The following is an 8,159-nucleotide window of genomic DNA, read 5'->3' as shown; positions in this document are numbered from 1 at the left end:
AGAAACACTGCTTACTCTTTGCTTGTAAGAACAGGTGTAGATGCGGCTGCGAGCTTCCAAAACAAGGATGTTTTGGCAGAGCCTATAGGGATGACTCTTATAAAATCAAGAGCCGGCGTCTCGCAGACCCCTGTTATAGAAAAGGTGCACATCCCCCACCGGAGGTGATAAGTAGCAATGAAGGTACGATTACCTTCAATCCTGCAAACAAAAACAAAGCCCAACGAACCCAACAGCCTAACCAAAAAAGTTCCTGCAACCTTGTGAACCGACAAGGCCCAAATTTGTTGCCCTAGGCTACCATTACTCTTCCTAAAGTACACAGCCTAGTTCAAACAACACTTCTTGTATTTTTTACCACTGCCACAAGGGCATGGGTCGTTGCGGCCGGCTTTAATCTCTGCGATCTGAGGCAGTTGTATTTCATGAGCATCCGTATAAGAATCAAGCTCAAAATAAGCATCAAGATCCATATCATCGAGTTTGTTGGGAGTATTCATCAAATCATCGAAGATGTTCATTAATTCTGCATCGCTCATGTCAGATTCTGGATCGAATCCGGTCCACAGACTGAGAGCGTCTATAACGTCATAATCGCCACTAATTAGGCCAACATCCCATTGCGAATAACCAATACAGCTATTATCCCAATCTATGATGCACTGGTTTTCAGCTGGACCTTCGTCAATCACTTTACTCTCTACATAACCAACAAACTGGCTGTGATACTGATTAAACTGATGAGAAATTAACAGATTAACCAATTCAAATAGGGCTATGGAGTGATTATTTTTAACTAGACAGTCGATAAAACCAGGAATGCTTTTATTCAGCGTCTCTCTATCGATTTGATCAGTATGTAATTGAGCAAATAGGACGCCCAAGGCAGCCATTTTGACAATCTCGCCGGCTTGGTCTGAGTTCACTAGATAACACAGTTGTTCGGGTTTTCCTTGAGCCAAAATATAGTAAGCAGTCGAGAGTTCTGAAGCTATAAAGTCACCGAGTAGACGCTCTAATGGACTATCACAGTCTTGTTTATTGGTTAGGTTTATCAGGGAATCAAAACAACTAAATTGCTTACGATCGATAATCAGACAGATGCCGAAAAAGAGCAGGTTAACTTCGGATTCGCTCAAGTCTTCGGTAACGATAAACTTTTGCATCAGATCATCTATCACCGGCAATAACTCCGACCACTGCTCTCTGGCACCCTGTAAGGCTGCAACCGGTAGTTCTGTTAGGTCATCACTACTGAGAATGGAGATTATCTCTGCTAATTTCATATTTAACTCAAACGGAAAGAGGTGAACTCGCATCATAGAATAGTAGAAGAGGAAGCTAAAGAGGAACTATCGAAAATACTTTTACTTTTTGCTAAACGACCAATCGAAGAAAGAAAATCAACCAGGTTCAGAGGCAAACATTAATGACTCTTACCGCGCTTAATGTAAGCATCGGCTAAAAAATGGAAATTAGCCTAAAAGCGCTATTCACATAACACTCGATACGAATAAGACTTGTTATCAGACCAGACGTTAAATTTACCTATTGATAACACAATATAAACATAACAAAGGATTTGATATGTCAGCTAACACGTTTTTACCCTGTGCGGCCGCAGCGCTCACCATGATGAGCGCTTCAGTAATGAGTGAACCCTCGGTGATATCCTATTCAACGTTAAACGCCAATGCCAGTCTCGTACACATTAACAATAATGCATTACGATCAATCTGCGCAGACGGTGATGGTTGCTCATTAAAGCTGATGGTTTTTGACACGGCAACTAAACAATTAATCGGCACCCACCCTAACAATATACTATTGAACTTATCACCCATCGCTGATGATAAAGAACCATGGCAAATAGCATCGTCTTACGTTAGTGCCACTATTCATGATGCTGATGATATAAGTGCCAGTAGCGTCACTCAGATCATCACCGGGATTAACGGTGATAGAGAAGACCCCAGTGATTGGCATTCAACCCATAAAACGATAAAATTCGTAGGAGATATTGCAGCTACAGGAAAATACTGTTGGTTTCAAGATGGCACTCTAGATGAACCAGATACGACATTGGAATATATATTGAAGGCGTGGAGCACTAGCGCTGACGTAAACAGTTATTTTTGCGTGGTAAAATTCACCGATTAATCTGTATTATGACAACATAAAAGCAGCTCGTTCTTACCTCTGCTTGTAAGAACGAGTTTCGAGCGAAAGACTCGGTGAAGTATCTGCATGAAAGCTCACGGCAGGTGATAGATAACTAGCAAGGTACGACCTGCAAACATTCTGCCAAATATCAAAATGGCCTAATGAGGTAAACAATGTGAGCAGCCTTCATTCGAAGGCTAGCCAAGCGAAGTATCTGCACATAAGGTCGTTCATTCACATCTGACCCTATACAGCACCTGCTGCAAGCGATAAACACCAATGAAGCCATGCTTGCCAAATACCCCAGCAAAAAAAAACCAGCCTAATGAAGCCAACAGACTAACTTAAAACGTTATTTACCAAACTTGTTAACACAAGTCCATATTTCTGCTTTAAATCGGCATGATTTGAGATTGCATAATCCTTCAGAGAGGCGAAAAACTGAGGTAAATGATTATGCCTAGACAATAATTATTCAAATCACCCTGGTTTTTTTTCATTCCCCCCATTAATTCCAAAAAATCGTAATTTTTTTATCCGGTTAGATAATAGCGATTAAATATAGTACTAGAGGCAAGATTTGAATTCATTAATTAAGCGGCAGGGTTGAGGTTATTGGTGTCAAGTTAAATAAATAAGATGCGAGATATAGTTTTGAAGTAAGCGAAATCAGCGATTAATTTAAGGAATAATTAATATTCAGATAAGTTTAAATTAATAATTAGCTCGTATAAATATTACACCAGCATATAAAACCAACAAAAGAGAGGTGATTAAAAAGTTACCAAGATGAGGTTCAGATGCTAACTAACGCACTGATACTTATCAACTGTAACCCATTGTAACCCGCGCGTACTTAATTGCAATAAAAATCACATGCCGCCAAGCATGTGAAACATTTTGTATCTATATAATTAAAGGAATTAATTTATGAATATTAAACTTTGCGGATTAGCCTTACTGATAATATCTAGCCCATCCATTGCCGATGACTTCCCCAAACTCGATGAAGCCTATACCGGGGGAACCGGATCTAAAGATTTAAGGCCGGTATTTGATATGGACATGGACGGTTGTCTTCCTAGCGCGGGGATTAGCCGAGATGGAATACAAAATGGCGGTTTAAATAATAGTGGAGCCATAGATGGAGACTGCCGACGAGATGATTTTTTAAATTATTCAAATACACTGCACAGATACGCCTGTATTATTCCTAGTGATGGCATCGAATATTGTAATCATTTTTATGCCTTGTACTTCAAAAAAGATCAAGCTTCCCTTGGTTTTGGCCATAGACACGATTGGGAGTATGTCTCTATCTGGACGAAAGATGGCAATGAAACTCATGGGGGGTATAGCGCCCATGGGGGTCATTATCTCAAAGAATGGTCACAAGTGCCTAAACTGAATGGACGAGCTAAATTTGTCTATCATAAGGATGGCTTATCAACCCATGCATTTAGATTCGCAAAAGACGATGAGCCTGTGGCTGAAAACCCAACAGGAAACTGGATAACCCCAGATATAACCAGTTGGTATGAGATGTATGGTGATGATGTGGCCAATAAGGTCATGAGGGCAAACCTTAATAGTTTTGATTATGGCTCTGCCAATATTCCCATGAAAGACTCCAACTATCTTGGCAATATCAACTCCACTCGCCCGAGCGGTTATCCCGCTTTTACTCAAGCAAGCATAGAAGCATCTAATCCATATTCGGCCGATGAATGGGAAAACGCCATCATACACACGGAAACAGGCTTGTGCCTCGATGTCCAGAGTGGAGTCGAATCCGGTAATAGAATCATCACTTACACTTGTAAAGAGTCAAGCAATCAACAGTTCGTTTATAATTCCAGTAATAAAACCATAAAAGTTAAAGACACCAACCTCTGCCTCGATGTCTATCAAGGCGTGAATGCTGATAACCAAACTATCCAGGTATATACCTGTAACTCTGGAACCAATCAGCAATGGACACTCGATGGTAAATTAATTAAATCTAATTTGAGTGGCACGGCTAGGTGTATGGATAGGAATGCCAGCAATGGTCATATTAACCTCTGGACTTGTGGTAGCTCAAACAAGAATCAGCAATTTGAACATGACCTGTAGACACCGACCTAAATAAATATATTCAACTAGGTTTCTATATCATATAAAACATATACACAGTAGATGCGCGTATCTGCTGTGTATATATTCGAATCGGCTATATTTATAATAATTCATAAAGGATCTCATGATGAGTTTTAATATAAAAAACACTTTCAATATGGTTTTGTTTTTTAGTTCAGGTTCCATTGTTTTTAGCAGCTTGGTATTTAATGTTCACGCTACAGAAGAAATAATAGCGTCGGCAGCAGAAGATCACCCCGTAAGTAACCCTTCGTTAGAGGGCAGAGCTTCGAGCACGTGTTTGCGGGCCTTCGAACATGAAGATTTTGCAGGTAAGGAGTGGACCTTCTTTTGTAACGGTTCTACCGGGGACACAGATAAATCATGGAATGATAAAATCACTTCGATGATTATTCCTCAAGGCTGGTTAATTAAAACCTGGCAGCATTCCGATAGGTCCGGCAAAGAGAAACATTTTATCGGTTCGGTGCCAAACGTTGGTAGCGATGTTAATGATTCCATATCCTTGATCAGTAAGTCGACCAAGAGTGGGGTCGATGATTGTGTCGTAGCCTATACCCATGCCAATTACCGCGGCGAACAGTTTGCTTTTTGCCCATCATCCGTAGGCATATTAGCGCCGGAACACAGCCGCTGGAATGACAAAATATCTTCGGCGTTAGTGCCCGATGGTAGGAAAGCATTATTCTGTACTGATTTCGACCGAGACAGCTCAGGTAATGCCACAGAAGGCGGGGAATGTCGCAGTTATTTTGAAGACAGATCATCCATAGGTGGCGTGTATGATGATGCGTTTTCTTTTGTACGTTACGGGGCATTTAATGCTGACGATTTCACATTAGCCATCATATCCGATACCCAATACAAATATTGTGTCACCGATCTATGCCAATCAGATCCGGGCGATGGCTTTGTTGCAAATCGATGGCATGCTAGTAGCTTAAAAAAAATGCGCGATACGACTGGTTTTAGCAAATTTGCCGGTGTGATCGTCAATGGTGATATCACCAATGTCATGGATAAGGATGAAATAGAGAGTTTTATCACTGATTACGGCATGTTTAACACCTATGTCGGCTTAGGTAACCACGATTACGATAATTATATCGATGACAAGACATGCGATGGTTACTTTATCGATGGTGGACAATATAGGGCTCTCTCACAAAATTTCTGCGCCATTAGATTGCTCGAATGGTGGCACAATAGAATACAAACGGTACAGACTGTCTCCAAAGATTATTATTATAGTAATTACGATTTTACCGGCAGCTTGTCTTATTCTTTTGACATAGGCAGCTGGCACTTCGTGCAGCTACACAATCACCCAGCATATGAAAGAGAGTTTTCCTCTTATGATTCATGGAGAGCACAAGACCGAGACGTGAATATCTATCAGTCATTGAATTGGTTGCGCGATGATCTTAGGAGAAGCCGAGGTAAAAAAGCGGTACTCAACATGCATGTCATCAATGCGGATAGATTCAACCAAGGCCAGAACCCAGAGGAATATCAAGAGTTGGGCGAGATCATAGATGAGAACCCGCAGGTGGTGGCTATTTTCGCTGGACACATACACAGTTATGTCATGAATGGCTGGCAGAACAGTAGCAGGGATTTTCGATCTGGGCCGAAATATTTCGACACCCCACAAGGACGAAGATTACCCATCTTCTATTCTGGCAGCGCAGAGAACAATATTTATATGCAGGCTAGATTTCTATCTGACAAGCTAGAAGTCACGCCATATAGCAGCCTAAATGGTAATAGTCTGGCCACGGGGAGCAAGCACAGTGTCGACGCGCCAACCTATCCTGATTATGAATGGACTAATAGCATCATCCACAGCGCTACCGGTCTATGCCTGGATGTCTATCAAGGCTTACAGTCTGGACAAAAGGTCATCACCTATGCCTGTACCGACGGTGAAAATCAACAGTTTAGTTACGATCTAAATTCGAAGAGGATACAAGTTAAAGACACTAATCTCTGCCTGGATGTCTATCAAGGTGAGAACCAAAATAGTCAAACTGTGCAGGCATATACCTGTAATTCTGGAACCAATCAGCAATGGACACTCGATGGTAAATTAATTAAATCTGATTTGAGTGGCACGGCCAGATGCATGGACAGAAATAGCAGTGGCAATATCATTCTATGGACTTGTAATGAGTCCAATATCAATCAGCAATTTGAACATGACCTCTAGTCTCTAGGTCCTAGTTGAGAGTTACCATTTTTACAGAAGTCATTACATCTTCATCAACAAAAAATGGTAACTCTCATCCATCCGTATTGATGCCAGCTTGTTCGAAACTAGCAAGATACTAAGATATGGCTAGCCCGAACTCACCACTCGTCGCCAACATTAAAACACCACTTAAATATCAATAACTTAAAACATTACCTACTAAGAGTAATCAAAAACACTTGAGAAAATACTGTCTATAGATCGTGATAGAGGTAAAATGCCGCCGTCTGTTCCAACCTATGCATTTATGATGATCGATCTCGCTGTACTGCCATTGTATTTAACCACTGTTATCGCCCTGTTACTGATCCCTGGCCCGGACATGCTATTGATAGCAAGTTCTAGCTTAAGCTACGGCAAAAAAGTCGGTGTATTTGCCAGCTTGGGCAATGCCACCTCTGGGCTAATACTGACACTATTGGCCGCCATGGGTGTGTCAGCATTAATCGCCATGAACCCTATGGCTCTGCAGGTACTTCGTATCTTAGGCGGAGCATATCTATTGAAGATGGGTTGGGATTGTATGCGCAGTGGCCCCCTTGATGCCCCGGAAGTCGAACAACAATCGGGTCTGGCTAAGATGCTGTACCGCCGCGCGGTATTCAGTAATCTGTTAAACCCTAAGGCCCTACTCTTCTTCGTGCTGTTCCTGCCTCAGTTTGTTTCGCCTCAGCTAACGGCAACGTCAGGCGAACAGATGCTGGCTCTTGGCCTGCTACTCAATGTAATGGGATTACTGTTTAACTTATTACTGGTGCTAATGGTGGGAACCTTGGGTAAGCCATTACTTAAAAATGACAAGTTCAGGGCTAATCAGAACAAGTTTATGGGGATGATATTCTTCGCTCTGGCCATCTGGTTACTGGGCTCTCAAGTTCAAGCCATGGGCTAGCTAGACTGTTCGGGGTATTCAGAGCACAGTAAAGCTGTTGGCATGTTTACGGATCAAAACATAATCATGATAAATATCATCTTTATTGAAATGACGATTGCCGAAGGGATCGACGCTCGGCTCAAACACGGCGTGAAGCCGGCCTTGTGGATCTAACAGATAGATGGCAACCCCGTGGCCTACCTGATAGCTGTCTTCGCTCTCCATCTGAGTGCTTATTTTGACTCTTATTCCCAACTCTTGTTCGAACCGCTTGGCCATTCCATCTAATCCCCCAACCTCAATAGACTTCAAGCCAATGATACCTTTACCGAAGAACGCCACATACTCGGCCAATCTTTCAATCGAATCCCTGCCAGGATCTATGGTGTAGAAGAGTAATTGAACATCTGTAAATTGATTATCTTTTTGTATGCTATGCATCAGGCTATTCAACAGCAGCAGGGTTGCTGGGCACACATCCGGGCAATTAAGATATCCATAAGCCAACAGGTGCCACTGGCCGAGCAAGTCAGCTTGAGTAAAACTTTGGTTATGGTGATTCACTAAGGTGAAATCTGAGAGTGTGATCGGCTCCTGTAGCAGACTGGCACTTTGCAGCGGTAAATTAACCGAGGGACTGGCCTTGACCAGAATGAATGAGATACCGATTAGCACTAAGGTGACCATGATAAGTATGCTGGCACCCAGCAAGAGTTTAGTCTTCACCTCGCG

Annotated in this window: 6 protein-coding genes; 4 read left to right on the top strand and 2 right to left on the bottom strand. The window is 42.1% G+C overall.

Annotation, left to right across the window (positions count from 1 at the left end):
* Positions 1 to 326: 326 nt before the first annotated feature.
* On the bottom strand, positions 327 to 1,286 hold the full coding sequence (locus tag HRU42_RS10880) for a DUF1186 domain-containing protein (protein ID WP_295031050.1): 960 nt from the start codon (positions 1,284 to 1,286) through the stop codon (positions 327 to 329).
* 301 nt (positions 1,287 to 1,587) lie between these two features.
* Between HRU42_RS10880 and HRU42_RS10875 the strand changes: the two genes are divergently transcribed.
* The 4 genes from HRU42_RS10875 to HRU42_RS10860 all read left to right on the top strand — a co-directional run bounded on the left by HRU42_RS10875 (position 1,588) and on the right by HRU42_RS10860 (position 7,445).
* Positions 1,588 to 2,160 (top strand): hypothetical protein, encoded by a 573-nt coding sequence (locus HRU42_RS10875; RefSeq protein ID WP_295031048.1) that lies wholly within the window; start codon positions 1,588 to 1,590, stop codon positions 2,158 to 2,160.
* A 933-nt stretch (positions 2,161 to 3,093) separates the two neighbouring features.
* Positions 3,094 to 4,278, top strand: a complete 1,185-nt coding sequence (locus HRU42_RS10870) for an NPP1 family protein (RefSeq protein WP_295031046.1) — start codon at positions 3,094 to 3,096, stop codon at positions 4,276 to 4,278.
* Positions 4,279 to 4,408: 130 nt separating this feature from the next.
* On the top strand, positions 4,409 to 6,511 hold the full coding sequence (locus tag HRU42_RS10865; RefSeq protein ID WP_295031045.1) for a ricin-type beta-trefoil lectin domain protein: 2,103 nt from the start codon (positions 4,409 to 4,411) through the stop codon (positions 6,509 to 6,511).
* Between the two features lie 292 nt (positions 6,512 to 6,803).
* Positions 6,804 to 7,445, top strand: coding sequence for a LysE family translocator (locus HRU42_RS10860; protein WP_295031052.1), 642 nt, complete (start codon positions 6,804 to 6,806; stop codon positions 7,443 to 7,445).
* A gap of 18 nt (positions 7,446 to 7,463) precedes the next feature.
* On the opposite strand, the gene HRU42_RS10855 is transcribed toward HRU42_RS10860, so the two are convergent.
* A complete protein-coding gene (locus tag HRU42_RS10855; RefSeq protein ID WP_295031043.1) occupies positions 7,464 to 8,153 on the bottom strand; it encodes an SCO family protein in 690 nt (229 codons plus the stop codon).
* Positions 8,154 to 8,159 lie beyond the last annotated feature (6 nt).

Source organism: Shewanella sp. (genome assembly GCF_013214165.1).
Classification (GTDB): Bacteria; Pseudomonadota; Gammaproteobacteria; order Enterobacterales; family Shewanellaceae; genus Shewanella.
The sequence above is the reverse complement of the archived record's forward strand: the minus strand, read 5'-3'. Positions and strand labels throughout refer to the sequence as shown.